Origin of the sequence: Calothrix sp. CCY 0018, assembly GCF_963920925.1 — a bacterium.
Lineage (GTDB): Bacteria > Cyanobacteriota > Cyanobacteriia > Cyanobacteriales > Nostocaceae > Rivularia.
This window is the reverse complement of the sequence record NZ_CAWUDI010000145.1, coordinates 1-268: the sequence shown is the minus strand read 5'-3', so window position 1 is coordinate 268 and position 268 is coordinate 1. Positions and strand designations below refer to the sequence as shown.

Below are 268 nucleotides of genomic sequence, written 5' to 3'. Positions count from 1 at the left end.
GCGGGCCCGATCCGACAGGATGGGAGAGCGCAGAGGCAGGGCGGCCTCCCAGAAGCCGACGCCGCCTGCATCAATGGCGGACAGGACATTGGTCCTCTGATCCAGGATCGAGGCCCCCAGCGCCAGGAACAGTATGATGACGCATCCGGCTGTGACCGCCGCCGCCAGGGCGACCGGAGACGCGCCTCCGGCGTGGGGGACGTGTGAGGCGGGGGCCAGGATGACAGCGGCCATGCCGGTATAGTGCATGGAGGCGATGGCCAGACCC

General features: G+C 69.4%; 1 protein-coding gene. It reads right to left on the bottom strand.

The genetic code is table 11. The features are described from left to right. A partial coding sequence (locus tag ACM03V_RS34520; protein ID WP_414625320.1) for an MHYT domain-containing protein occupies positions 1-268 on the bottom strand: 268 nt, incomplete at both ends.